Below are 23,832 nucleotides of genomic sequence, written 5' to 3'. Positions count from 1 at the left end.
AGTCCTGACTCCACGCGGTACAGCATATGAAAATCGGTTACGCCTCCGGCATCTCGCCATTCAACAACCCGGCAATCGCCCCCAACAGCACGGGCTCCTGGAACGGCTTGCCGAAATACGCATTCACGCCCAGCCCCAACGCGACATTGCGGTGTTTATCCGCCGTGCGCGAGGTGATCATGATGATCGGCAGGGCGGCCGTGGCGGCGTCGCCGCGCACGTGACGCACCAGGTCAAATCCGTCCATGCGCGGCATCTCGATATCGACCAGCATCAGGTCGGGACGCACTTCCGGCAGCTGTTCCAGCGCGTCCACACCATCCTTGGCCAGCGCCACCCGATACCCCTCGCGCTCGAGCAGGCGCTGGGTCACGCGGCGCACCGTCAGCGAATCGTCGACCACCATCACGGTCGGACGGTGGACGGGCACGGGATGGACGTCGGCAGCGGCCGTGGTCAGGGTGCCCGCGTTGCGCCCCAGCGCCAGGGGATTGAGGATCAGGACGATGTCGCCGGTGCCGAGCACCGTGGCGCCGGCAATCCCCGGCACGCGCACCAGCTGCGGCCCGAGGTTCTTGATCACGACCTCGCGGTTGCCCAGCACCTCGTCGACCTGCAACGCGATGCGCTCCCCCGCGCTGTGCAGCGCCAGCACGGGACGCGAACGCTGGCCGGGTTCGAAGCGCTCGCCTTCTCCCAGCAGCGCCGGCAGGTAATGGTAGGGCAGCAGCTGGCCGCCCACTTCGAGCACGCCGGCATCCGCCGCCGCGGCCAGCTCGGGCTCGCGCACCTGCAGCACCTGTTCGACCAGGGTGGACGGCAGCGCATAGGTCTTGCCCGCGCTGGCGACCAGCACCACCTGGGTGACCGCCAGCGTCAGCGGCAGCCGGATCGTGAAGCGCGTGCCGCGGCCGCTTTCGGTGTCGATCGTCACGCGCCCGCCCAGCGCCTGCGCTTCCGAGCGCACCACGTCCATGCCGACGCCGCGCCCCGCCAGTTCGGTCAGCGAGTCGGCGGTCGAGAAACCGGGCGCGAAAATCAGTTCGGCGGCCTGCGCATCAGTCAGTTCGGCGTCCGCCGCAGCCAGGCCGAGCGCGACGGCTTTATCGCGGATGCGCTGCACATCCAGGCCGGCGCCGTCGTCGCTGAATTGCAGCACGACTTCATTGCCCTGCTGGCTGACCTGCACCAGCAGTTCGCCCGTATCCGCTTTGCCGGCGCCAGTGCGCGCCGCGCGCGGCTCGATACCGTGCACGATGGCGTTGCGCAGCAGGTGCTCGAACGGCGCGGCCATCTGTTCCAGCACGCTGCGGTCGATCTCGACTGCGCCGCCGCGGATGTCCAGGTTGACGCGTTTATCCGTTTCCTTCGCGGTCTGGCGCGCAACGCGAAACAGGCGCTCAGACAGGCTGGCGAAGGGCACCATGCGCACCCGCATCAGGTCGCGCTGCAGGTCGCGCGTCATGCGCGACTGCGCGGCCAGTTCTTCGCCGGCGCCGTCGACCGTGCGCGAGAGCGACTCGTGGAAGGACGCGACGTCGTTCACGCTCTCGGCCATCATGCGGGTCAGTTCCTGCAGGCGCGTAAAGCGGTCGAATTCGAGCGGGTCGAATTCGCGTTCTCCGGCGATCGACATGCGCGAGGCGATCTGCGATTCGGCCTGCATCTCGACTTCGCGCAGCTGGCGCCGCAGGCGTGCGAGGTTGTCCGAGAAATCGCCCAACGCGCCCTTCAGCACACCCATCTGGTTTTCCAGTTTCGAGCGCGTGATCGAGACCTCGCCGGCCTGGGTGACCAGGCGGTCGAGGATGTCGGCGCGCACCCGCACCAGCGGCGTGCGGGCCTCGCTCGGGGCCAGCGCTTCCACGACAGGCGCGGCTGGCGCGGTATCGTTGGCCGGCGTGTCGGATTCGGGCGCCTGCGCGGGCTGCACCAGCTGCTCGAACAGCGCCAGCGCCGTATCGTAATTGGCCATCAGCTCGTCGAAGGCGGCCGGGGCGGTGGTCCCGGCATGCACCATGTTCTCGACCTGCGTTTCCAGCTCATGGGTGTGCTGGCCGATGCGCATCGCGCCCGCCATGCGCGCGCTCCCTTTGACGGTGTGCAGCGTGCGCAGCAGGCCCTGGGCCGGGGCCGGATCCTGCGGATTGTGCTGCCACTGGCGCAGGCCGTTGCCGATCTGCGGCAGCAGGTCGGCCGCCTCTTCCAGGAACACCGGCAGCAGGTCGGGATCGAGTTCGTCGTGCAGGACGGGTTCGGGCGCCAGCACGCCGGCTGCCAGGGCGACGGGACGCTCGGTCGCTTCCGGCTGGGCTGTGGCTTGCGCTTCCGGTTCGCTCCCTGCTTCAGTTTGCGCTTCGGCTTCCGGCTGCGTTGCGGCGACCGGCGCCGGCACATGCGCCTGCGGCATATCGAACAGGGCGTCGAAATCGAGGCCGAACAGGTCGTCGGCCGCTGCGGCGTCGCTTGATTTGACTTCTGCCGGCCCGGGCGCAGGCAGCGCGACCGGCGGTTCGGCCAGCAGGCTCTCATACGCCTGCGCGAACAAGGCGTCGAGCTGGCGCGCCAGGTCAGGACCGGCGTCGCCATACGCGGCGGCGCCCTGCTGCTGCGCCAGCGCCTGGCACAGCGCGTCGAGCCGGGCCAGCAAGTCCGTCTGCTCCGCCGCCAGTTCGTCGCGCCCGAACGCCTGCAGCATCTGGCGCACGCGCGCCAGCACGGCGTCGAGCACGTCGTACTGGGCAGCGGCAAGCATCGGCGCCGGTGCGGTCAGCATCTCCAGCGCCGTCTCCAGCGCCTGCGCCAGGTCGCGCAGGGCCAGGAAGCCGACCGTGCCCGAGGTGCCCGTCAGCGTGTGCACCGCCTTCAAGGCGTCAAGACTGACCGGCCGCCCCGCTTCATGGCGCCACTCGCCGAAATCGCGTTCCAGCAGGCGCAGGAGTTCGTCGGTCTCGGCGACATAGATGTTGTACAGGGCCAGCGGGATCTCGATGGTACCGACGCGGTGCATGTTCTCGTCGGCCGCGGGCGCGGGACGGGTGGCCGCCGGCAGCGCGATCACATTACTGACCGACTCAGGCGCCACACGGACGGCCGGCGCACCGCTGTCCAGGGCAAAGGCGCCGCCGCCCTGCACGCGCTCCGCCGCCGCGATCAGTTCATCGCTGTCGCGTGCCGAGCTACCGCTGGCCGCCAGCTCGGCGACCCAGGGCCCGAGTTCCGCATGCGCATGGTCGGCCAGGTCGAGCAGGTCGCGCGTGGCGGCACGGCCGTCGGCCAGCCAGACATTCATCACGCGTTCCAGCGCCGCCGCCCCGGCCGCGAATGCGTCGAGGCTGACCATGCGCGCGCTGCCCTTGAGCGTGTGGAAGGCGCGGCGCACGATGGTCAGCGCATCCTGCGCTTGCGGATCCTGGCGCAGGCCGGGCAGCGTGGCCGCGATCATGTCCAGCACTTCGCCCGCTTCGGCGACGAAGATCTCGAGCAGCTCGGCGTCGATGCCGGCAGCTTCCGGCGCGGCTGCCGCTGCTTCAGGCATGCCGACAGCAGCACCGCTTGCCGGCGCCTGCACGCCGCTCGCCTGCTCGAAGCTCAGTTCGCGCAGCAGTCCCGTTTCCTCGTCGAACACGAAGCGGCCCTTTGCGCTGTCGCTGTTCTGCGCCAGCATGTCGGTGAAAAAGCCCAGCGCGCCGATGTTGCGCGCGATGTTGTGCAGCGCGCCCGCCTGCGCAACGACGTCGCCGTCGCCCGCGGCCAGCTGCGCAACCGTTTCGCGCACGTGCTGCGCGGTGCGCGCCGCCGCATCCTGGTCGAGGATCGACAGTGCGCCCTGGATCTGGTGCAGCACGGGGGCGGCCGCGACCAGCGCGCCGCGCTTGTGCTGCGGGTCGTCGTAATACTCGTCGAGCAGCTTTTCGACCTGGCGCAGGCCGGACTTGATTTCTCCCGCCAGCACGGCCACGGTCTGGCCCTGCTGGATGGTCTGCGCCAGCTGGTCCTGCCAGTCGGGCGCCGCGGGCGGCGTCTGGCCGGCGGCCAGTGCCAGCAGGCGCCCGCCCACGACTTCGGCGTGCTGGCCGAAGTCGTCCGGCAGCTGGCGCACCTGGTCGAGGCCATGTTCGACGAACAGCATGGCGGTGGCCATCTCGAGGCCGAACTGGTCGTTGCGGCCCGAAGCGATCGAATCGTTCGCCGCCTGGCCGAGTTCGCGCAGGAGCCGGGCCAGTGCCGGCGCGCCGAGTTTCTCGCTGGCGCCGGCAAGGGTTGCCAAGGCCTGACTGAAATCCGCTTCGCGCGTGTCGTCGGGATGCAGCGCCAGCTGGTCCCAGTCGGACTTCGAGCGCGCCAGCGCTTCCCTGGCTTCCTTCAGCGCGGCCGGATCGACCTTGCCGTAGCGGCGCCCGGCATAGTCGGCCGGCACGGCGCCGTCCAGGCGGAAGGCGCGGCGCAGCGATGCGGCTTCGTCCGCGGCCGCAGTCCCGGTTGCGATCCCCTGTGCGGCGGCGATGAAGAACAGCGCGTCGCGCAGCAGCGTGTCCGGCAGGCCGGCCTGGCCCTGCGCGAGGCGGCGCAGCTGCAGGTTGACCTGGCCGAACAGCTGTTTCACGTACAGGTCGCCCGCCAGGCTGCCCTCGGCCACCAGCGTGGCGACCGTGTGCAGCGCGTGCCAGGCGGTGCCGGCGCTCGACAGGGGCGCCATCGCCGCCGCCAGCGCGCCCGCGTGCGTGCGCTGGGCGGCCGCGTCAGGACTTTTCAAATAAGGCAGCAGCGCCTTTTCGAACTGGGCGCGGCAGAGCGCATAGTCCGGCGCGGCGCCGCCTGGCGCGTCGGACGCGAGTGCGGTGTCGACGCTCAGCAGGTCCGACGGGTGGATACGCTCGACCCCGAGCAGTTCCTGCAGCGTCCGGTAATAGGGGAACAGGCGCACCGGCTGCGGCGCGCTGCCGGCCACCAGTTCATCGAGGTATTCGCCGATGGCGCCAAACGCTTCGCGCACGGCTTTCGCATGTTCCGGCGTGCAGTCGAGCGTGCGCTCCTTGAAGCGCTCCAGCGCGCGCTCGGCGGCGCTGGTGAGCAGCCCCACCCCTTCGACATCGACCATCTGCAGCGCCCCATGCGCCTGGTGCAGATGCGTCTTCGCATGCAGCAGCAGGGTCGGCTGGGCTTCGCTCGATCGCGTGGCGGCATCGAACAGGGCGGCGCTGGCGCGCTCGAGCGCGCCGCGGATCTCTCCGATCACCCACGACAGGGGACCGGTGTCAAAAGCGCTCGCGTGCAGGGATGAAGTCATGGTCTGGGTTAGCGGTAGATGCGGCTCAAGGTCCGGTTCAGGCGGCGACGCGGAAGCGCGACACCGAGTTTTTCAATTCTTGCGCCAGCGCGGCCAGCTGGCGGATCGACAGCGCAGTCTGTTCGGTGCCGGCTTGCGTATGCTCGGTGACCGACAGGATGTGCTGCATGTTGTGGGCCACGCCGTTGGCCGACGTCGCCTGCAGGCCGGTCGCAAACGAGATCCCCTGGATCAGTTCCGCGAGGCGGTTCGAGACGCGCGAGATATCCGCCAGCGCGGCGCCGGCCGCATCCGACAGGCGCGCACCCTCGACCACGCCCTGGGTCGATTTTTCCATCGCCGCCGCGGCGTCGTGGGTATCGGTCTGGATCGTGCGCACCAGCGCGCCGATCTGTTTCGCCGCTTCCCCCGAACGTTCGGCGAGGCGCTGCACCTCTTCGGCCACGACCGAGAAGCCGCGTCCCGCTTCGCCGGCCGACGCCGCCTGGATCGCCGCGTTCAGCGCCAGCACGTTGGTCTGCTCGGTGATGTCGGAAATGAGTTCGGTGATCTCGCCGATCTCCTGCGACGATTCGCCCAGGCGCTTGATGCGCTTCGAGGTTTCCTGGATCTGCTCGCGGATCTCGTGCATGCCGAGGATCGCATTCTGCACGGCAGCCGATCCCTGCTCGGCCGCGGCCACCGACTGGCGCGCCACCTCGGCCGATTCGTTGGCCGACTTCGACACGTCGGTGATCTCGCCGGCCATGCGCAGCACCGTCGACGACGCTTCCTCGATCTCGCGCGACTGTTGCCCGGCCGCGCCCAGCAGGCCCGTGGAAATCGTTTGCGCTTCGTTCGAGGCCAGCGTCACCTGTTCGGCGGTCGTGGTCACGCGCTGCACCAGGGTGCGCAATTCCTCGACCGTGTAGTTGACCGAGTCGGCGATCGCGCCGGTGATGTCTTCCGAGACCGTGGCCTGCACGGTGAGGTCGCCGTCGGCCACTTCCTGCAGCTCGTTCATCAGGCGCAAAATCGCGGCCTGGTTCTGGCTGTTGGTGGCCCTGGCTTCTTCTTCCTGGGCTTGCGCCAGCTGGCGCAGGGCTTCGGCTTCGCGGCGGCGGGCATCGGCGCCGCGGGTGCGGTTGCGCGAGTCCTGCAGCATGACGCGGCTGATCGAGCCGGCCGTGGCCAGCGTGAAGATCGAGGCCACCACCAGCAGCCAGAACCAGCCGTTCTGCGACGATTGCTGCTCGCGGTAGCCGGCCTGCAGGATCGCGACTTCCTTCTTCACGACTTCGTTGTCGCGGTGGATGGTGCGCGCCGCGGCGCGCGCTTTCGAGTAGGCGGCCGGGTTGTCGAGGAAGGGCGCGAAGTCCTGGCGGAAGGCGTTGAAGCGGGTCTGCACCTGCACCAGCTTGTCGCGCAGGTCCGGATTGCGCTGGGCGGCGCCGCCCGTCAGCACGACTTCCAGGGCGTGTTCGAAGGCGGCGCTGTCGGCGCCGATGCGCACCGCGGCGGCGTCGCCCGGCACGCCGATGGCGAAGAACTGGTTGGCGCCGCGCGCCAGGCGCTGGGTCAGCATCATCATGCGGCCAATCGCGGCCAGTTCGCGCGCGCTGGCGCCGCGTTCGACGTTCTGCGCCATCAGGTCTTCGGTCAGGGCCAGCATTTCCGACGCGAGGCCGTCGAGCTGGCGCACGCTTTTGTCGAAGGCGATCAGCGCCGGCTTCATTTTCAGGATGTTCAGCGCGCCCTGCTCCGAGCCGCTCCAGGTGTTGCGCACGCGCGCCAGCTGCGCGCCCTCGCGGCCGCTGGCGCCCGGGATGCTGACGCCGCCGAGATCGCCGCCTTTGGCCAGCAGGCGCATGCTGCGTTCGACTTCGGCGCGGCTCTCGTCGAGCTGGCCAAACGAGTCGAGGCGCCCGGCGAGCGCGTTCGGCGCTGCCTTGCCGGCCCGCTGGGTATGCATCAGGATGTCGCCCGCGACCTGGATCTGGGCCGCGACCCTGGCGTTGACGGCCGCGTTCTGCCACATCCCGAGGATGGTCAGCAGGATGCCTGCTGCAAAGGCGACCAGCAGGAGGCGCAGCTGGCGCGGCAGCGACAGGTGGCCGATCAGCGGCAGGCTGAGGTTTTCCTCGTCTTCGCTGTCGTCGGGGGCAACGGGTGCCCGGCGCCGCATCACGTTCCCGAGCCGCAGCATGGCTTCCTCGGCCGAACCGCCCGACGCCGCGGGAGCGGCAGCAGAAGGCTGGGCGTCCGGCATCAGGTCGGCGCCGAAGCGCGTGTCCGGCGACGCCAGCACGGTGTCGTTCTCGTCCTGCCCCTTCGGGAGGAAATTCAAACCCATCTTTGACGCGATTCCCATTGCGGCTCCTGGTGCTGCGGTGTTGGTGTTATTGGCGTGGCTGGAGGGCGACGTGCAGGAAGCGTTCTTCCCGCACCAGCGCCGCCAGCGACAGCGGCGTCCATGCATGGCCATCGGGGTCGCGCAGGCGCGCTCCGTCTTGCGCCATCGCGTTTGGGCGGCGCAGGCCGTAGACGCGCGTGACGAGCAGCGCGCAGTTGAAACCGAGGCGCGGCGCCAACGACACCAGGCGCGCATCCGGTCCGCCCGCGCTGGCGTCGGGATCGCGATAACGCGCCAGGTCGATGACGCCGAGCAGGCTGCCGCGCACGTTGGCCAGGCCGAGGTACCAGGGCTGGGTCAGCGGCACGCCGGCGAACAGCGGCGGCGGCACGATTTCTCCGGCTTCGGTGAGCTCCAGCAGATAACGTTCGCTGCCGATGGCCACGCCGAGCTGGTGATGCGCCTCGGCGGCGCCGCTTTGCGCCGCCTGCATGCGCGCAAGCAGCTGCGCCTGATAGTCGCGCAGGCGGGTGCGCCGTGCCGCTGCCGGCGCGAGCGCCTTGCTGTCGGCGGCCGCGTTCATCAGGCGGCGTCCAGCGCCGCGATGCGCGCCAGCAGCTGGCCTGGGTCGACCGGCTTGACGAAGTAATCCTTTGCGCCCTGGCGCATGCCCCAGATACGGTCGGTTTCCTGGTTCTTGCTGCTGCAGATGATGACCGGCACCGCGGCCAGCTCGGGGTCGCGCGCGATCGAACGCGTCACCTGGAAGCCGTTCGCGCCGGGCATGACGACGTCCATCAGGATCAGCTCGGGGCGGTCGGCGCGCATTTTTACCAGCGCCTCCTCGCCGTTATCCGCGGTGGAGACGGAAAAGCCGTTTTTGACGAGGATGTCGGTCAGGTAGTAGCGTTCGGTCGGCGAGTCGTCGACGATCAGGATCTTGTGTATGGCCACGGGGGGGCTCCGAAATTCTAGGTATTCAGGCCCTGGGGGCCGTGTGCTCGCGGACGGCCGCGAGCAGGGTGTCTTTGGAAAACGGCTTGGTGAGATAGGCGCTCGATCCGACCATCGCGCCGCGCGCGCGGTCGAACAGGCCATCTTTCGAGGACAGCATGACCACCGGCGTCGCATGGAAGCGCGCGCTCTTCTTGATCAGCGCGCAGGTCTGGTAACCGTCCAGGCGCGGCATCAGGATGTCGCAGAAGACGAGCGCCGGATGGTGGTCGTTGATCTTGGCCAGCGCGTCGAAACCGTCCTCGGCCAGCACCACGCGGTAGCCGGCCTGCGTCAGGAAAATCTCGGCCGAACGGCGGATCGTGTTGCTGTCGTCGACCACCATGACCGTCAGGCTGCTTGCTTGCTCCGATGTCGTCATTTTCGTTTCACTTCAGCATGGACCGCCAAGATAGCATAGGGAATCCGGCTTGTGCGCGAAGTGTTGCACAGCGTCAACTAGGACCAAACGCGAGGGGGGAAAGGCTTGTTGGAAGGGCTAGAAATTACGTTAACAGGCGGGAGGGATTTGCCAACTTGATTGATGAGATGGCAAGGTTTTGTAGGGTGGGCTGCGCCCACGCGGTACGGCATCGGCATATGGCTGCGGATGATCTCGCACTGTACGATGATCATCCGATGTGGCCGTCAATGCGTGTTCGACGGGGATGCGTGGTACCGCGTGGGCGGAGCCCACCCTACAACAGCAATCAGATCGCGGTCATCTCGAAATCGTCCTTGCGGGCGCCGCATTCCGGACAGGTCCAGTTCATCGGCACATCGGCCCAACGGGTTCCAGGCGCGATGTTGTCGTCCGGTGCGCCCGCTTCTTCGTCGTAGACCCACCCGCAGATCAGGCACATCCAGGTCTGGTAAGCGGTCGCGGTCGTTTCGTTACTCACGTTTGGTTCCTTCGATCTAGTAAAATGGGGAATCAGGTATCTTAATCTACCCGCCGTGCAAAACCAACCGTCTCCGCTGATTCTCACATTTGGGGTGTCCGACCCGGTCGGGGCACTGGGCATACAGGCAGATATCGCCACCTTCGCCGCCCACGGCTGCCACGCCCTCTCCATCACCACCGCGCTGCTGGTGTCCGACAGCGCGCGCGTCGAGGAATGGCATGAAGTCGACACCGGCGTCATGGCCGACCAGGCGCGCCAGGTGTTAGAGGACATGCCGATCGCCGCCGTCAAGATTGGCGCGATCGCCAGCATCGAGCAGGCCGCCGCCATCGCCGAAATCGTCTCCGATTACGCCGAGGTGCCGCTGATCGTCGACCCTTTCCTCTCCGCGCTGCCCGACTCCGGCATGTCCGACGAGGACATCGTCGCCTCGATCCGCCAGATCCTGGCGCCGCAAGCGACAATATTGCAACTGTCGCAATCGGAACTCGGACGCATGGCCGAACTCTGGCGCGAAGTTGGCAACGAAAGCGGCGTGGAGGGCTCGCTGGAAACCGACGTCGCGGAATTGACCGCGCGCGGCTGCCAGTACGTGCTCGTCACGGGCACTTCCGGCAGTGGGCACAAACGCGCCAACACCCTGTTCGACCGCGAGGACGGCGTCACCACGATCGACTGGAAGCACCTGCCGGGACACTTCGTCGGTGCCGGCACCACCCTGTCGGGCGCGATCGCCGCCTGCATGGCGCAGGGAATGGACGCCATCGCCGCCTTGCGCGCCGCCCAGGACTACACCTACGGCGCCCTGCTGCACGCCCAGCGCTTCGGCATGGGCAAGCTCGTTCCCAACCGTTTCTACCGCATCCTGCCGCAGGCCGGCAGCACGAAAGCTTCTTGACATGACGACTGAACAAACCGAATCCCGCAACAATTCGCGCAACGACACCCTGTTCGCGCGCGCCCAGGAGACGACGCCGGGCGGCGTGAACTCGCCGGTGCGCGCCTTCCGCTCGGTCGGCGGCACGCCACGCTTCATCACCCGCGCCGAGGGACCGTATTTCTGGGACGCCGACGGCAAGCGCTACATCGACTACATCGGTTCCTGGGGCCCGGCCATCGTCGGCCATGCGCATCCAAAAGTGATCAAGGCGGTGCAGGACGCGGCCGCCAACGGCCTGTCGTTTGGCGCGCCGACCGAAGGCGAGATCGAGATCGCCGAAGAAATCTGCAAGCTGGTGCCCTCGATCGAACAGGTGCGCCTGGTGTCCTCGGGCACCGAAGCGACGATGAGCGCGCTGCGCCTGGCGCGCGGCGCCACCGGCCGCGACAAGATCGTCAAGTTCGAAGGCTGCTACCACGGCCACGCCGATTCGCTGCTGGTGAAAGCCGGCTCCGGCCTGCTGACCTTCGGCAACCCGACCTCGGCCGGCGTGCCGGAAGATTTTGTGAAGCACACGCTGGTGCTCGACTACAACAACGTGGCCCAGCTGGAAGACGCGTTCGCATCGATGGGCGACACGATCGCCTGCGTGATCGTGGAACCGGTCGCCGGCAACATGAACCTGATCCGCGCCACGCCCGAATTCCTCGGCCGCATGCGCGAACTGTGCACCGAGCACGGCGCCGTGCTGATCTTCGACGAAGTGATGTGCGGCTTCCGCGTCGGCCTCGGCGGCGCCCAGGAAATGTACGACATCACCCCGGACCTGACGGCCCTGGGCAAGGTCATCGGCGGCGGCTTGCCGGTGGCGGCCTTTGGCGGCAAGCGTGAACTGATGCAGAAGATGGCGCCGATCGGCCCGGTCTACCAGGCCGGCACGCTGTCGGGCAACCCGGTGGCCGTGGCTGCCGGCATGACGACGCTGAAGATCGTGCAGGAGCCGGGCTTCTACGAGAAGCTCACCGCCCAGGGCGAGAAGCTGGTGCAGGGCCTGGCGGCGGCGGCGAAAGAAGCCGGCATCGCCTTCTGCGGCGATTCGGTCGGCGGCATGTTCGGCATGTATTTCAGCGACACGGTGCCCTCGACCTATGGCCAGATGATGGCCGGCGACAAGACGCGGTTCAACGCCTTCTTCCACGGCATGCTCGACGAAGGCGTGTACTTCGCGCCAGCCATGTTCGAAGCCGGCTTCGTGTCCATCGCGCACGACGATGCGGTCATCGAGGAAACGATCGCAGCTGCACGGAAAGTCTTCGCGCGTATCGCTTAAGCGTAGCCAAAGCGCGACATACGTGCGCGCGACGGCGGCATCGTCTTATGCCATGATGGATTCATCTTCGGATGGAGGCCATCATGGCACAGCAACACTCCCTTCCCCGCGCCCGTCCCCGCGCGCCGCGCCCGCAGTCATCCTTCCTGTCCGCAACCGAACCGACGGCGATCACGGTCGAACTGCTGCGTGCGGCCGATACGTCCAATCCCGACAGCTATTACATCGAGATTGTCGACGCCATCAACGAGGGTGCGCGCCGCTATGCGGTGACGACGCCCTTGCGCGTGGCGCATTTCCTGTCGCAGATGGGGCATGAAAGCAAATTCCGAGCGATGGAGGAAAACGGCAACTATACGGCCAGGCGCATGCATGAGATCTTCGGCTGCCAGGGTGGCCCGGATCATTACCACAGCGACCGCGACGATTGCGACCTCGACGCGAACGGCCGGCCCTTGCGCCGGCGGCCCAAGCTCTGGACCGAGCAGGACAGTTACGCGGGCAACGCGCAACGCCTGCTCTCCTATGTCTATGCGGATAGGCTCGGCAATGGCGACGAAGCGTCGGGCGATGGCTTTCGCTACCGTGGCCGCGGCCTGGTCCAGTTGACCGGCAAGCTCAACTACGCTGACTTCACGGCGGCCCATAACGCGCGCGACCTTGCAGACCCCCAGGATTTTGTTGCTTTCCCGGACTTGCTCTTGAGAGAACTCAAATACGCCATCGAATCGGCCTTCAATTTCTGGGATACACGTAAAGTCAATCTCCCTGCCGATGCCGATAACCTGGTGGACGTCACCCTTGCCGTCAACGGCGGCCGGAACGGATTGGAAGACCGTGGAGCGCGCCTTGCGAGAGTCAAGAAAACCCTGGGTATCTGAACTGGCCGCAGCCCTGTGCTGCTTGGCCTTCTCCAACGTGCACGCCGGGGAATCCCTATGCGCCGAGCATGAGCCAGTTGTGTTCGCCTGCCATGTCGGCAGCAAGATGGTATCGATCTGCCGTGCGGGAAAAGACGGCCCGCTGAGCTACCGCTTCGGGCGCCCGGCAGCGGTCGAATTGCGCTACCCCGCCCCGGGCCGCGAGGCACTCGCCGCATTCACCGTGACGTCGGCACCGCTCATCGGCGGCGGCGAAACCACGGTGACGTTCCGGCACAGTGCCTACACCTACAAGGTCTACAGCAGGATCGGACGCGCCGGGAACGGAACGACGCCCGAATTCGAAGACGGGATCATCGTCGAACGGGGCGGCAAGGTGCTCAGCAAGATGGTCTGCGAGGATGGCGGCGAGGGGTTTCGGGAACCGCTGACGGCCGTGGCCGTGAAATAAAATTTCATGAGGCACGCCCGCATGAAATTTTATTGCGGTCAAGCCAGCTTCAGCCAGCCCCGCCTTCTGAAATACCACAGCGGCGCAATCGCGCTCGCCACCATCAGCGCGATCGCAAACGGATAACCATAATCCCAGGTCAGCTCCGGGAACCACTTCTGGAAGTTCATGCCGTAGATACTGGCGATCAGCGTCGGCGGCAGGAAGGCGACCGAGGCCACCGAGAAGATCTTGATGATCTTGTTCTGGTTGATGTTAATGAAGCCGACGGTCGCATCCATCAGGAAGTTGACCTTGTCGAACAGGAAGGACGTGTGGCCATCGAGCGATTCGATGTCGCGCAGGATCTGGCGCGCTTCGTCGAACTGCTCGGAATTGAGCAGGCGCCCGCGCATCAGGAAACTCACCGCGCGGCGCGTGTCCATCATGTTGCGGCGGATGCGGCCGTTCAAGTCTTCCTCGTGCGCGATCGCGTTCAGCGCGGCGGCCGCGTCCTGGTCCGTAAATTCCTTCTGCAGCACGCGCTGGCTGACTTCTTCCAGGCTCTCGTAGATGCCCTCGAGCGCGTCGGCCGAGTATTCGGCATCGGTCGCGTACAGGTCGAGCAGCACGTCCATGTAGTCGGCGATCGAGCCGGGGCGCGAGCGCGCGCGCATGCGCACCAGGCGAAACACGGGTAAATCGTCCGAGTGGACCGAGAACAGGCGCTTGCCGGACAGGATGAAGGCGACCGTCACCACCCGCGACGGGCCGTCTTCTTCCTCGAGCAGGAAGTCGGTGCGCAGGTGCAGGTCGCCGTTCTCGGCTTCGTAATAGCGGGCCGAGGCTTCGATGTCGGAGACTTCGTCTTCGCCCGGCAAGGTGACGCCATAAATCGTCTTGACCCACGCGCGTTCGTCGTCATCCGGATCGGTGAGGTCGACCCAGACAGGCGTGGCGTTCTCCAGGTCGGCGCGCGAAGCGATGGGTACCTGGTTCAGTCGGCCATTTTGTAGGACAAATACGTTGATCATGCGCTTTCTCGGCCGGAATCAAAACTGTCGCAAGTGTACCCGTTAGCCCCGTGCGCGGCCACCCCGAAACAACACTTTTGCCCAGCCTTAAGCTGTTTTTCAGCGAATTGCGGAAGTGACCATTACGGTAATTCGGCGGAGGCCATGCGGCGCTGGATCAGGACCGTGCGCTTGACGAGATAATTGGTGCTGCGATGGACGTCGTAGTAGCGCGGGTTGGGCAACATCACCGCCAGGCGCGCGGCTTGAAAGGGAGCGAGGTTGGCCGCCGGGACGCGGAAGTAATAGCGCGCCGCCGCTTCGGCGCCGAACACGCCGCGCCCGAACTCGACCACGTTCAGGTACACCTCGAGGATGCGCCGCTTGCTCATCACTGTCTCGAGCATGAAGGCGATGACCACCTCCTGTCCCTTGCGCAGGTAGCTGCGCTCGCCGGACAGGAACAGGTTTTTCGCCAGCTGCTGGGTGATGGTCGAACCGCCGCCGACGACCTTGTGCTTGCGGTTGTTGCGCGCATAGGCTTTTTCGAGCGCATCGAAGTCGATGCCCGGGTGATCGGCGAAATTCGCGTCTTCCGAGGCCACCACGGCGCGCTTGAGGTTATTCGAGATGCGCTCGTAAGGCACCCACTGGTGCTTCAGTTGTGCATCCGGATTCTTTGCGCGCAGCTCCGAGAGTTGCTCGCGCATGAAACTGGTCGAGCCCGGATTGAACCAGGCAAACCAGCACACCTGCACGAAGAAATACAGCTGGATGAGAAACACGGCCAGGATCGGCCCCAGGATGATCCACTTGATCCAGCGCCGGCCGCCCCTGGCCGCCCCCGCCGCATTGCCTCGTTTTGCCATCGTTATATTTATTTTAGCTTGCGCAGATGATTGAGAAGTTCATTCGTGCCCGGCCGCACGCCGCGCCAGATCGTGAAGGCTTCTGCGGCCTGTTCAACCAGCATGCCGAGGCCGTCGCGCGTGTCCGCGCCCTGCCCGGCGGCAAAGACCATGAAGGGCGAAGGCGCGCTGCCGTACATGATATCCAACGCCAGCGTGCCTTTGGCGAAAGCGGAGGCCGGCACCGGGGGCATCGTGTCCGCCAGGCTGGCCGAGGTGGCGTTGACGACGATGTCGAACGGTCCCTCGATGTCGTCGAAACCGCAGGCGGCCAGCTGCACGCCATTGCCCGCGAAACTCGCGACCAGGCTTTCGGCCGTGGCGCGGGTGCGGTTCGCCACCAGGATCGATCGCGGCCCCTCGCCGATGAACGGCAGCATGATCCCGCGCGCCGCGCCGCCGGCGCCGAGCAGCAGGATCCGTTTATTTGCCAGCGCGAAGCCCGCATTCCTGACGATATCGGCGACGAGGCCGGGGCCATCGGTATTGTCGCCGACGATCTCGCCATCATTGAAACTGAGGGTGTTCACGGCGCCGGCGGCGCGTGCGCGCTCGGTCAGTGTTGTCGCCAGGGTCGCCGCTTCGAGCTTGAAGGGCACGGTGACGTTCGCACCCTTGTAGCCCTGCTGGACCAGCGTGCGCAGCACGTCGGCGAAGCCGTCGAGCGGCGCGAGGCAGCGCTCGTAATGGATGTCCTGCCCGGTTTGAAAGGCAAAGGCCGCGTGGATCTGGGGAGATTTACTGTGGGCGATCGGGTTTCCGATCACGCAATAACGGTCGGTCATGCCTGCTCCTGGAGTTCGGCTTTCACTTTTTCCTCGCGCGTAAACGTAAAGCGCGTAATCACGATCCACAGGTCATCCTTGCCGGCCGTACGCATGTTCTGCGGGAAGGCCCCAAAAGGCGCGGCGCGCCGCACGATCTCGAGCGCCGCCTTGTCGAGCGCCGGATTGCCCGACGAACGCTCGATGCGCGGGCCGCCTTCCTTCTGGTACAGCGTGCCGTCCTGGAAGACCGGAATCGACACCACCAGTTCGCCGTACAGCTTCTTGCCATTCTGCTGCGGGAAGTTCAGCGTGCCGACCTCTTCCACCTGTTTTTGCATCGCCTTGTAGTACAGCGCATAGCCGACCTGGCGCGTGCTCGGGGAAATGTGGGTGCGCTTCGGCCGCTTGTTTTGATCCTCGATCGTCTGCGTGATCTCGGCCGTCATGCGCGCGATCTGGCGCGTGGTGTCGACCTCGTCCGCGCCAGTATGGGTCGGATCGGGCTTGTCCTTGTCGGTGACGGGCGCGGCGCTGAAGGCCGACTTTTGCACGCGCGTGAGCACGTTCTGCTGCAATTGCTCGAGTTCGACGATGCGCTTTTGCAGCGCCTTGATGCTGTCGCCGTTCTCGTTCTTGCGCAGGTCGGGCAGCGGCGATTTGGAACGCCCGGCGTCCGCCGTGCCGCCGCCTTCGAGGTTGGCCTGGGCCAGCGCCTCGGCCTTCGTCGGCGCCTTGGTGTGCTTCGCGTTGACGAGGATGACTTCCAGGCCCGGATCGGCCGGCTCGAAGCGCAAGGCATCGGGCGCCACGAAACGGATGGCGAGCAGGACCGCGTGAGCCGCCACGGAAGCGGCCAGGGCAATCATGAGGGGGCGGTTTTCTCGGGAATACTTCACGCGGGCGGCCGGACGGCTGTTGAATCTGGGAATGCAGGCATTCTACCGTGCGCAGCGATGGTATGGGGGCTTGGTGGCTGGCTGGCAACAGCTGAGAAAAGTTGTTGGCGGATGTGTAACGTAGGGTGGGCCCGGCCCACCCTACGGTGCACTGCCGCTAACGACTTACGATGCGGCCGGGGCCGGGTCGTCCGTGCTGACGACGGCCACCACGCCTTCGGCCTCAACGACTTCTTCCACCGCCGCTTCGCCGCTATCGCCCTCTTCTTCCTCGAAGGCCGTCTCCTCGCTCGGCGCTGCCACGACTTCGAGCAGGCGCGCCTCGAGCGACAAATCGACCTCGTCCCAGCGCACGATGTCCAGGCGCACCGGCGTGCCGCGCGCCACCTGCGGCATGCCGGCCAGGCGGATCACCAGCGGCACGTCGGTCAGGCGCAGCAGGTCGTCTTTCAATACGACGGCGTCGACCTGTTTCGCGTTTTCCTGCCCCAGCCAGCGCAGGCACCAGTAGCGTTCCATCGTCTGCTGGAATTCGTTATAGGCCGCATACGCCGCATCGAAAGCCGAGACGATCGAGAACAGCGTCGCATCGCGTGGTTTGAATGGCGCGACCAGCGGCGCCGTCACGCCGTGTTCGGCGCAGGCGATGATCTGCCACTGGTTGACCAGGTCGGTGTAGCGGCGCAGCGGAGAGGTGCTCCAGGCATATTGATCGACGCCGAGACCCTGGTGTGGTGCCGCGTGCGTGACCATGCGTACCTGCATCTTGGCGGCCCAGCCGGCGCCGCTGCCGGCGCCCTGCGAACGATAAATGCCCGGCACGCCCGAGTCGTGCAGCAGCTTGCCCCAGGTGCTGTTCGCAAAAATCATCAGCTCGGCGACAATCTTGTCGAGCGGCGCGCCGCGCTTGCGGCGCACGATCGAGACCACGTCGTCGTCGACGTAGAAATTGAAGTCGACGCGGTTGCCCTGCTCCGGCTTCAAACCAAAGGCTTCACGCTTGACCATGCGCCCGGCTTCGAGTTTCAGGGCCCATTTCCACAGCAAGCCCAGTTCGGCCTTGTGCGGATACTCGCCTTCTCCGTTTTCCAGCGTCTCTTCGTTGACCAGCTCGTCGAGATCGTTGTGGCGCAGGTTGCTTTTAATCGGGACCAGCTCGGCGCGCGTCGTGGTCGAGACCGTCGACCAGTCTTCCGGATTCAAAATCGCATACAGCGACAATGCCGGGCAGGTATTGCCCTCGGCTAGGGTGAATGCGTTCACGACGTCGTCCGGCAGCATCGTGATTTTGTCGCCCGGCATGTACACGGTCGACATGCGCGCACGCGCGATCTTGTCGATCTCGTCGTCCGGCTTGATGGCGAGACCTGGCGCGGCGATGTGGATGCCCACGCGCACCGTGCCGTCGTCCAATTGTTCGACCGAGAAAGCATCGTCGATCTCGGTGGTGGTCACGTCGTCGATCGAGAAGGCGGCAACCTTCGCCACTGGCAGCGTCGTCGGTGCGCTTGGGACGGGCACCGGCGCGAAGCCGGCGCCGCGTGGGAAGTTCTCAAACAGGAAACGGCCCATGTGCAAGTCCTTGGGCGACGCAATGCCTTTCGTTGCCAGCATCAGCCGTGGCGCCGTCGTCTGCAGCTCGTTGGCCGCCGCTTCCAGCGCCTTGTATTCGATCGTGTTCTTGTCCGGTTTGAAGAGCAATTGCGCGACGATCGGCTGCATCGAGGCCGGCAGCGTGCCCGCTTTCAACTCGTCGACATAGCCGGCCTGGATCAGCGCCTGCTGTTTCTTCTTTTCGATGCCGGCCTGCGCCGCGCGCAGCGACTGCTCGGGGGCCGCCTTGTAGCGTCCGCGTCCCTTTTTATAGAAATAGATCGGGGCGTTGTGCAGTGCCAGCACCAGGCCGGCTGCCTCGGCGGGCAGGGGCGCGTGTCCAAAGTATTCGGCGCCCAGTTCGGCAAAGCCGAATTCTTCCTGGCCCGCCACTTCCCACAGGAAGTCGAGATCGACCTCGGCGGCGATGGCCTTCGCTTCGTCCAGCAGGACTTCGGGCGCCGGCTTCTCGAATTGCAAGAGGACGTCCTTGGTCTTGACCTTGCTGCGCTTTCCGCTCGACAGTTCCACCTGATAGGCTTCGCCGGCCGTCGACAACACCGAGCCAACCTTGAAGTCGCCCGATTCTTCAAAAAATACGTTCATGTTATTTCGCTATCTTTATTGTTGCGCTGCCGTCAGCTTGAGTACAGCCGGCAAGAATACTTCGGTGACCATCAACAGGCCCTGGTGGCGGCGATAGACACAGCGCCGCGCATGGAAATCGTGTTCATTCGAGTCCGCACCCAGGCTGTTGCCCAGGCCTGCGCGCAGGCGCGCCAGCAGCGGGTGGCCCGGACGCAGCCGGGCAAACTCCAGCGGCCCGCGGACGACGATCGGGTCGTAAAACAGGGTACTGCCGAGCGACTTTTCGCCCAGCGCAGAAAACAGCGGCCAATCGCTCGCCGTGGCCGACATCGGCACCACGGTGTGGCCGAAGACAACCGGCACGCCATCGCAGCACAATAAAACCTCGCGCTCCCAGACGCGCGCGCGGCGCGGCAGCCCGATCGACAGCGCCTCCTCCCGCGAACACGGCGCCACCTTCTGGTGCAGGCGCTGCACGCGGAAGGACTTGCCATGCGCAAGCAGGCGCGCCGTCAGCGAACCCTTCGTCGTCAGCCAGTCGCGCATCAAGGCATCGGCCCCGACGGCAGAGGCATTGCGATGCCAGTTCGCCAGGCGCAGGCGGCGGCCTAGGATGTCGTCGTCCTTCGCGACCAGTCGACATCCGGCCGGCAAAAGGCCAGCACCTCGTCCACATACTGCGGGAATTCGGAAATCGCGTGATCGCTGCCCGCGATCACATGCTGGCGCGCGCCGGCGTAGTGGGCGACCATGTCGCGGTAATCCAGCACTTCGTCGCCGGTCGCGGCAATCAGGAAATAACGCTCGGGCCGGGTAATACGCGCAATTTTCAGTTCAGCCAACTCATCGATGTATTCGGGACGGAACTCGAACGGCTCGTCCGAATGCCAGTTGGTCGTCACCCCAACGTGCGTCGAGAGATTTTTCAGGGGATCGACCGATGGATTGAGCAGTACCGCGCGCACGCCCAGCCGCTCGGCCAGCCAGGTCGCGTAAAAGCCGCCGAGCGAGGAACCGACGATGGCCAAATTGTGCGGCGCATGGCGTTCGGCCAGCAGCAGGGCCAGTTCCATCGCCGCTTTCGGCGAGGCCGGCAGTTGCGGGCAGATCAGGTCGCCGGCACGCCCGGCGGCCGTCATCCGCTCCTGCATCACGCGCGCCTTGAAGGAACGGGGCGAGGACCGGAAGCCGTGGAGATAGAGAATCATTTCGCCAGTGCTTCAAGCAGTTTCTGGTGCACGCCGCCAAAGCCGCCATTGCTCATCACGAGGATGTGGTCGCCCGGCTGGGCGGCCTGCACGATGGCCTGCACCATGTAGTCGATCTGGTCGAAACTGTGCGCGATCGTGCCCAGGGGCTGTAACGCATCGGCCAGCGACCAGCCCAGCGCCTGCTGGCTGCCGAAGCCGAACACCAGGTCCGCGTCGCGTAAACTGCCCGGCAGCGCGTCCTTCATGGCGCCCAGCTTCATCGTGTTCGAGCGCGGCTCGAGCACGGCGAGGATGCGCCCCTTGGCGCCGATCTTCTGGTGCAGGCCGCCGACCGTGGTGGCAATCGCCGTCGGGTGGTGCGCGAAATCGTCATACACGGTGATGTTGTTGACGACGCCACGCACTTCCATGCGCCGCTTGACGCTCTGGAAGCGCGACAGCGAATCGACCGCCTGCGCCACCGGCACGCCGACGTGGCGGGCGGCGGCGATTGCCGCCAGCGCGTTCGAGCGGTTGTGCTTGCCGGTCAGGTCCCAGTGGACAGTGCCCTGCGACTCTCCATTGAAGATGACGTCGAAGCTGGAACCGCCCGGGTGCTCGACCATCGTCCAGTTCACGCCGTCGGACACGCCGAAGCTTTCCTTCTCGCTCCAGCAGCCGCGCTTGATCACGCGTGCCAGCGAGGTTTCGTCGCCGTTCACGATCAGGCGCCCGACGCCCGGCACGGTACGCACCAGGTGGTGGAACTGGGTCTCGATGGCGCCGATGTCGGGGAAGATGTCGGCGTGGTCGAATTCCAGGTTGTTCAGCACGGCCGTCTTGGCGTGGTAGTGCACGAACTTGCTGCGCTTATCAAAGAAGGCGGTGTCGTATTCGTCGGCTTCGATGACGAAGAAGTCGGAATCCGTAGCGCCCGACAGGCGCGCCGAAATACCGAAATTCATCGGCACGCCGCCGATCAGGAAGCCAGGCGCATAACCCGCATCTTCCAGTATCCAGGCCAGCATCGACGAAGTGGTCGTCTTGCCGTGCGTACCGGCCACGGCCAGCACCCATTTTTCGCGCAAAATATGTTCGCCAATCCACTGCGGGCCAGACACATATGGCAAGCCGCGGTTCAGGATTTCCTCGATCAGCGGATTCCCCCGCGTCATCACATTACCGACCACATACAGGTCCGGGTTCAGCGATACCTGTTCCGGGCCATAGCCCTGGATCAATTCAATGCCCTGGGCCTCGAGCTGGGTGCTCATCGGGGGATAGACGTTGGCGTCGCAACCAGTAACGCGGTGGCCAGCCTCTTTCGCCAGGACCGCCAGGCCGCCCATGAAGGTACCGCAAATGCCGAGGATGTGAATGTGCATGATTGTGAGGAATAAAGCGAATACGCGATTCTACCCGACACGATGCCATTTTTCGTTCAAGAGTATGATCAGGGGCATGATGCCAACCCAGAATTATGACCTTCAACAGCTGCGCGCGCAGATCGCCGCGACGGCGGCGCGCATGATCGCGCAGGACGGCGCCGACTATGCCACGGCCCGCAAAAAGGCGGCCCGCCAGGTGCTCGGCGTGGACCAGCCCCAGCCTAACCTGATGCCCGACAATGGCGAGATCGAAGACGAGGTGCGGCGCTACCAGACCCTGTTTGGCGGTGCGGCGCACGCCGAACGCTTGCAGGCACTGCGCGAGGCGGCCTTGCAGGTGATGGACGCGTTGGCCGAGTTCAATCCCTACCTCACCGGCGCGGTGCTGAACGGCACCGCCGGCGAGCACGACGACATCCATTTGCAGCTGTTTGCCGACAGCGCCAAGGAAGTCGAGATCTTTCTATTGAACCGCAACGTCACTATAGATATCTCGGAAACCCCGCACTTCAAGGGCGCCCGTCATGATCCGGTTGAAACGGTGAGCTTCCTGTGGCATAAGGAGGCGGTGCATGCCGAGTTGTATGAATTTCATGACCTGCGCGGCGCCTTGAAACTCCGCGGCGATGGCCGCCTGCAGCGCGTCGACGCGGCCGGCCTGCGCGCCCTGATGTCGACCGACCCCTCCCTGGAACAGGACGAATGAAGAAAAATAAAAAGCTGGCCGTCGTGGCGGCCGTGGCGGCGATTTTTTGCGCCCTTGGCGTGGTGTTTGGTAGCAAAACGAAACCGGTGCAAGCACCGGTCGCTGCTCCGCCAAGCGCATCCGCCGGGAGCGCCTCCACTAATCTATATGCGCAAACCCTGAACGACCTGTCGGGCAAGCCGCAGACCCTGGCCCAGTGGAAAGGCAAACCCCTGCTCGTGAATTTCTGGGCCACCTGGTGCGGCCCCTGCGTACAGGAAATGCCCGAACTCTCGGCGCTTGCGAATGAAGAGGCCGCTAATGAAGCCAAGGGAGCCACCAAGCGTTTCAATGTCATTGGCCTCGGCATCGATTCGCCATCGGCGATGAGCGAATTTGCCGCCAAGCACAATATCAAGTACCCGCTGTATGTGGGCGGCATGGGCGGCACGGAACTGTCGCGCGCCTTCGGCAATACGAATGGCGGCCTGCCCTTCACGGTCCTGATCGGCGCCGACGGCCAGGTAAGGAAGACTTACCTCGGCAAATTGAAGTTCGACGAGTTGAAGGCCGACCTGGCTGGCTTGTAGCGCGCGCGAACCCTTGTTCTTTTCCTATCGCCGGGAAAGCCGCGGGTATCCACAGAGAATTTTATCGCTTGCCAATAGCTGACGTTAGCGGCAAAATGCGACACTTTCGAGCATGGACTCTAGAATATAATGGCGAAAAAGCTACTGTTGCTCAACGGTCCCAACCTGAATTTATTGGGAACCCGCGAGCCTGCGGTGTATGGCGCGGCAACGCTGGCCGACATCGAAAGCGCTGCGACGGCCCAGGCCGAGGCAGCGGGCGGGTCGCTTTCCTGCTTTCAGAGCAACCATGAAGGTGCGCTGATCGACCGCATCCATGCCGCCCGTACCGAGGGCGTGGACGCGATCGTCATCAATCCCGGCGGGCTGACCCACACGAGCGTGGCATTGCGCGATGCGCTGGCTGGGGTGGCGATCCCGTTCATTGAGGTTCATATCTCAAATATTTATCAGCGCGAAGAATTCCGTCACCATTCCTACCTGTCGGCGCTTGCCCGCGGCACCATCTGCGGGCTCGGCATCGACGGATACCGGTTTGCCATCGACTTCGCGCTTAAATAGCGTTAATCTACGACAACTTCACGCATCATCCTCGGCTGCGCCCTCTTTTTGCGCGCTGATTTACTCTTCTCTAATACACAATAATTCCAAGGGGTTTCACATGGATCTACGTAAACTCAAGACTTTGATCGACCTCGTCGCCGAATCGGACATCGCTGAACTCGAAGTGACCGAAGGCGAAAGCAAGGTCCGCATCGTCAAGTCGTCCGCCACGCCCCAAGGCCAAATGGTCATGATGCCGTCCGGCATGCAGCAATACTCGGCGCCCGCCCCTGCCGCCGCTCCTGCTGCCCCGGCCGCCCCTGCAGCGCCTGCCATTCCTGTCGAGACCGGTCACGTCGTCAAGTCGCCGATGGTCGGCACCTTCTATCGTTCGTCCTCGCCGGGCGCCGCCGCTTTCGTGGAAGTCGGCGCGAATATCAAGGAAGGCGATACCCTCTGCATCATCGAGGCAATGAAACTCCTGAACGAAATCGATGCCGACGTTTCCGGCGTGGTAACCAAGATCCTGGTGGAAAATGGCCAGCCGGTCGAATTCGGCCAGCCACTGTTCGTGATCGGCTAAGACGCTCTCCGGCCGTGTTTCTTCCCGGCCGCATGATCCCGAACCCA

General features: G+C 65.3%; 22 protein-coding genes. 8 read left to right on the top strand and 14 right to left on the bottom strand.

What is annotated here, in order from left to right; translation table 11 throughout:
• Positions 1 to 37 precede the first annotated feature (37 nt).
• From AC1MEM_RS07055 to AC1MEM_RS07030, 6 genes are all read right to left on the bottom strand, one after another.
• On the bottom strand, positions 38 to 5,290 hold the full coding sequence (locus tag AC1MEM_RS07055; protein WP_499476253.1) for a hybrid sensor histidine kinase/response regulator: 5,253 nt from the start codon (positions 5,288 to 5,290) through the stop codon (positions 38 to 40).
• A gap of 37 nt (positions 5,291 to 5,327) precedes the next feature.
• On the bottom strand, positions 5,328 to 7,640 hold the full coding sequence (locus AC1MEM_RS07050) for a methyl-accepting chemotaxis protein (RefSeq protein ID WP_499476252.1): 2,313 nt from the start codon (positions 7,638 to 7,640) through the stop codon (positions 5,328 to 5,330).
• Positions 7,641 to 7,668: 28 nt separating this feature from the next.
• Entirely contained in the window at positions 7,669 to 8,205 is a 537-nt protein-coding gene (locus AC1MEM_RS07045) for a chemotaxis protein CheW (RefSeq protein ID WP_499476251.1), read from the bottom strand.
• Entirely contained in the window at positions 8,205 to 8,576 is a 372-nt protein-coding gene (locus AC1MEM_RS07040; protein ID WP_499476249.1) for a response regulator transcription factor, read from the bottom strand. The genes AC1MEM_RS07045 and AC1MEM_RS07040 overlap by 1 nt, the downstream gene beginning before the upstream one ends.
• A gap of 25 nt (positions 8,577 to 8,601) precedes the next feature.
• Positions 8,602 to 8,997, bottom strand: coding sequence for a response regulator (locus AC1MEM_RS07035; RefSeq protein WP_499476248.1), 396 nt, complete (start codon positions 8,995 to 8,997; stop codon positions 8,602 to 8,604).
• A 328-nt stretch (positions 8,998 to 9,325) separates the two neighbouring features.
• Positions 9,326 to 9,478 carry a rubredoxin gene (locus AC1MEM_RS07030; protein ID WP_056344231.1) on the bottom strand — a complete coding sequence of 51 codons (153 nt, stop codon included), beginning with the start codon at positions 9,476 to 9,478 and terminating at the stop codon, positions 9,326 to 9,328.
• 133 nt (positions 9,479 to 9,611) lie between these two features.
• Here AC1MEM_RS07030 and thiD point away from each other — a divergent pair, with 133 nt between their 5' ends.
• The 4 genes from thiD to AC1MEM_RS07010 all read left to right on the top strand — a co-directional run bounded on the left by thiD (position 9,612) and on the right by AC1MEM_RS07010 (position 13,062).
• Positions 9,612 to 10,418, top strand: coding sequence for a bifunctional hydroxymethylpyrimidine kinase/phosphomethylpyrimidine kinase (gene thiD, locus AC1MEM_RS07025; protein ID WP_499476247.1), 807 nt, complete (start codon positions 9,612 to 9,614; stop codon positions 10,416 to 10,418).
• A 1-nt stretch (position 10,419) separates the two neighbouring features.
• Positions 10,420 to 11,730 (top strand): glutamate-1-semialdehyde 2,1-aminomutase, encoded by a 1,311-nt coding sequence (gene hemL / locus AC1MEM_RS07020; protein ID WP_499476246.1) that lies wholly within the window; start codon positions 10,420 to 10,422, stop codon positions 11,728 to 11,730.
• Between the two features lie 71 nt (positions 11,731 to 11,801).
• Complete coding sequence (locus tag AC1MEM_RS07015) at positions 11,802 to 12,611, top strand: glycoside hydrolase family 19 protein (protein WP_499476245.1); 810 nt, start codon at positions 11,802 to 11,804, stop codon at positions 12,609 to 12,611.
• Positions 12,612 to 12,690: 79 nt separating this feature from the next.
• Entirely contained in the window at positions 12,691 to 13,062 is a 372-nt protein-coding gene (locus tag AC1MEM_RS07010; protein ID WP_499476244.1) for a hypothetical protein, read from the top strand.
• 38 nt (positions 13,063 to 13,100) lie between these two features.
• Here AC1MEM_RS07010 and corA read toward each other — a convergent pair whose 3' ends face one another.
• The 8 genes from corA to mpl all read right to left on the bottom strand — a co-directional run bounded on the left by corA (position 13,101) and on the right by mpl (position 21,345).
• Positions 13,101 to 14,075, bottom strand: coding sequence for a magnesium/cobalt transporter CorA (gene corA, locus AC1MEM_RS07005; RefSeq protein WP_499476243.1), 975 nt, complete (start codon positions 14,073 to 14,075; stop codon positions 13,101 to 13,103).
• A gap of 122 nt (positions 14,076 to 14,197) precedes the next feature.
• The gene (mtgA, locus tag AC1MEM_RS07000) at positions 14,198 to 14,923 is read right to left on the bottom strand and encodes a monofunctional biosynthetic peptidoglycan transglycosylase (RefSeq protein ID WP_499476241.1); all 726 of its coding nucleotides are present in this window, start codon (positions 14,921 to 14,923) and stop codon (positions 14,198 to 14,200) included.
• 8 nt (positions 14,924 to 14,931) lie between these two features.
• On the bottom strand, positions 14,932 to 15,747 hold the full coding sequence (gene aroE, locus AC1MEM_RS06995; protein WP_499476239.1) for a shikimate dehydrogenase: 816 nt from the start codon (positions 15,745 to 15,747) through the stop codon (positions 14,932 to 14,934).
• Positions 15,744 to 16,595, bottom strand: coding sequence for a TonB family protein (locus tag AC1MEM_RS06990; protein WP_499476238.1), 852 nt, complete (start codon positions 16,593 to 16,595; stop codon positions 15,744 to 15,746). Before AC1MEM_RS06990 ends, aroE begins: the two co-directional genes overlap by 4 nt.
• 195 nt (positions 16,596 to 16,790) lie before the next feature.
• Positions 16,791 to 18,824: a ribonuclease catalytic domain-containing protein gene (locus tag AC1MEM_RS06985; protein ID WP_499476237.1), complete on the bottom strand. Its 2,034-nt coding sequence runs from the start codon at positions 18,822 to 18,824 to the stop codon at positions 16,791 to 16,793.
• A 15-nt stretch (positions 18,825 to 18,839) separates the two neighbouring features.
• On the bottom strand, positions 18,840 to 19,460 hold the full coding sequence (locus tag AC1MEM_RS06980; RefSeq protein WP_499476235.1) for a chorismate--pyruvate lyase family protein: 621 nt from the start codon (positions 19,458 to 19,460) through the stop codon (positions 18,840 to 18,842).
• Positions 19,415 to 20,014: a YqiA/YcfP family alpha/beta fold hydrolase gene (locus tag AC1MEM_RS06975; protein ID WP_499476234.1), complete on the bottom strand. Its 600-nt coding sequence runs from the start codon at positions 20,012 to 20,014 to the stop codon at positions 19,415 to 19,417. The genes AC1MEM_RS06980 and AC1MEM_RS06975 overlap by 46 nt, the downstream gene beginning before the upstream one ends.
• Positions 20,011 to 21,345: a UDP-N-acetylmuramate:L-alanyl-gamma-D-glutamyl-meso-diaminopimelate ligase gene (mpl, locus tag AC1MEM_RS06970; protein ID WP_499477593.1), complete on the bottom strand. Its 1,335-nt coding sequence runs from the start codon at positions 21,343 to 21,345 to the stop codon at positions 20,011 to 20,013. Before mpl ends, AC1MEM_RS06975 begins: the two co-directional genes overlap by 4 nt.
• A gap of 112 nt (positions 21,346 to 21,457) precedes the next feature.
• Between mpl and AC1MEM_RS06965 the strand changes: the two genes are divergently transcribed.
• The 4 genes from AC1MEM_RS06965 (at position 21,458) to accB (ending at position 23,785) form a co-directional block, all read left to right on the top strand.
• Entirely contained in the window at positions 21,458 to 22,090 is a 633-nt protein-coding gene (locus tag AC1MEM_RS06965; RefSeq protein ID WP_499476232.1) for a hypothetical protein, read from the top strand.
• Positions 22,087 to 22,659: a TlpA family protein disulfide reductase gene (locus AC1MEM_RS06960; protein WP_499476231.1), complete on the top strand. Its 573-nt coding sequence runs from the start codon at positions 22,087 to 22,089 to the stop codon at positions 22,657 to 22,659. Before AC1MEM_RS06965 ends, AC1MEM_RS06960 begins: the two co-directional genes overlap by 4 nt.
• A 129-nt stretch (positions 22,660 to 22,788) precedes the next feature.
• The gene (gene aroQ, locus AC1MEM_RS06955) at positions 22,789 to 23,220 is read left to right on the top strand and encodes a type II 3-dehydroquinate dehydratase (RefSeq protein WP_499476229.1); all 432 of its coding nucleotides are present in this window, start codon (positions 22,789 to 22,791) and stop codon (positions 23,218 to 23,220) included.
• A 100-nt stretch (positions 23,221 to 23,320) separates the two neighbouring features.
• Positions 23,321 to 23,785, top strand: a complete 465-nt coding sequence (gene accB, locus AC1MEM_RS06950) for an acetyl-CoA carboxylase biotin carboxyl carrier protein (protein ID WP_499476228.1) — start codon at positions 23,321 to 23,323, stop codon at positions 23,783 to 23,785.
• The last annotated feature ends 47 nt before the right edge of the window (positions 23,786 to 23,832 follow it).

Source organism: Telluria sp. AIW5, assembly GCF_056680575.1.
The sequence above is the reverse complement of the archived record's forward strand: the minus strand, read 5'-3'. Positions and strand labels throughout refer to the sequence as shown.

Coding starts and splice junctions, on each gene's coding strand:
- AC1MEM_RS07055 (WP_499476253.1), bottom strand. CDS start 5,290: ATGACTTCATCCCTGCACGCGAGCGCTTTTGACACCGGTCCCCTGTCG.
- AC1MEM_RS07050 (WP_499476252.1), bottom strand. CDS start 7,640: ATGGGAATCGCGTCAAAGATGGGTTTGAATTTCCTCCCGAAGGGGCAG.
- AC1MEM_RS07045 (WP_499476251.1), bottom strand. CDS start 8,205: ATGAACGCGGCCGCCGACAGCAAGGCGCTCGCGCCGGCAGCGGCACGG.
- AC1MEM_RS07035 (WP_499476248.1), bottom strand. CDS start 8,997: ATGACGACATCGGAGCAAGCAAGCAGCCTGACGGTCATGGTGGTCGAC.
- AC1MEM_RS07030 (WP_056344231.1), bottom strand. CDS start 9,478: ATGTGCCTGATCTGCGGGTGGGTCTACGACGAAGAAGCGGGCGCACCG.
- hemL (WP_499476246.1), top strand. CDS start 10,420: ATGACGACTGAACAAACCGAATCCCGCAACAATTCGCGCAACGACACC.
- AC1MEM_RS07015 (WP_499476245.1), top strand. CDS start 11,802: ATGGAGGCCATCATGGCACAGCAACACTCCCTTCCCCGCGCCCGTCCC.
- corA (WP_499476243.1), bottom strand. CDS start 14,075: ATGATCAACGTATTTGTCCTACAAAATGGCCGACTGAACCAGGTACCC.
- mtgA (WP_499476241.1), bottom strand. CDS start 14,923: ATGGCAAAACGAGGCAATGCGGCGGGGGCGGCCAGGGGCGGCCGGCGC.
- aroE (WP_499476239.1), bottom strand. CDS start 15,747: ATGACCGACCGTTATTGCGTGATCGGAAACCCGATCGCCCACAGTAAA.
- AC1MEM_RS06990 (WP_499476238.1), bottom strand. CDS start 16,595: ATGATTGCCCTGGCCGCTTCCGTGGCGGCTCACGCGGTCCTGCTCGCC.
- AC1MEM_RS06985 (WP_499476237.1), bottom strand. CDS start 18,824: ATGAACGTATTTTTTGAAGAATCGGGCGACTTCAAGGTTGGCTCGGTG.
- AC1MEM_RS06975 (WP_499476234.1), bottom strand. CDS start 20,014: ATGATTCTCTATCTCCACGGCTTCCGGTCCTCGCCCCGTTCCTTCAAG.
- mpl (WP_499477593.1), bottom strand. CDS start 21,345: ATGGGCGGCCTGGCGGTCCTGGCGAAAGAGGCTGGCCACCGCGTTACT.
- AC1MEM_RS06965 (WP_499476232.1), top strand. CDS start 21,458: ATGATGCCAACCCAGAATTATGACCTTCAACAGCTGCGCGCGCAGATC.
- AC1MEM_RS06960 (WP_499476231.1), top strand. CDS start 22,087: ATGAAGAAAAATAAAAAGCTGGCCGTCGTGGCGGCCGTGGCGGCGATT.
- aroQ (WP_499476229.1), top strand. CDS start 22,789: ATGGCGAAAAAGCTACTGTTGCTCAACGGTCCCAACCTGAATTTATTG.
- accB (WP_499476228.1), top strand. CDS start 23,321: ATGGATCTACGTAAACTCAAGACTTTGATCGACCTCGTCGCCGAATCG.